The 463-nt window shown below is 75.4% G+C and carries 1 pseudogene; it reads left to right on the top strand.

Features of this window, described 5'->3' with window-relative positions:
- Positions 1 to 76 precede the first annotated feature (76 nt).
- Positions 77 to 463 (top strand): annotated as a pseudogene (locus UK12_RS33130) (hypothetical protein); the annotation flags it as partial.

Below are 463 nucleotides of genomic sequence, written 5' to 3'. Positions count from 1 at the left end.
AGCCGCAGCCCTCGGGGTCCAGAGCGCGGGTGGTGGCGGTGAACAGCTCGGCGGCCCGGCGGTAGGAGAGGAGGCTGTGGCCGCTGTGCGGGCAGAGGTCGGGAGCGGGGGTGCCAGCGACGGCGCGGTGGTCGGCGGGGAGAAGCGGGACGCAGGTAAGGGCGATGACAAGGAGCGTGAGAAGGAGGGCGGCATGGCGGGGCGGGGCGCGGACGAGTATCGCGGCACGCTGAACCGGAAATTGTCCATCCGCGGCGTCGCCGCGGCCTGGGGGCGCAGGCGGGGTTCGCCCCGCGGCAGCCGGATGGCAGGGCTGTGCACGCCGGCGCGGCCCGAGCACACCGTGCCGCCGCTCGGCCGCGATGAGCTCCGGGCGCTGTTCGCGCTCCGCGCTCCGCTGCGCGAGCAGGTCACCTGGCACCTGCTGCACGAGACCGGCGGCACCGTCGAGGACATCCTCGCC

It is taken from the genome of Saccharothrix sp. ST-888 (genome assembly GCF_000955975.1).
Lineage (GTDB): Bacteria > Actinomycetota > Actinomycetes > Streptomycetales > Streptomycetaceae > Kitasatospora.
This window is presented reverse-complemented; position numbering and strand designations above follow the sequence as displayed.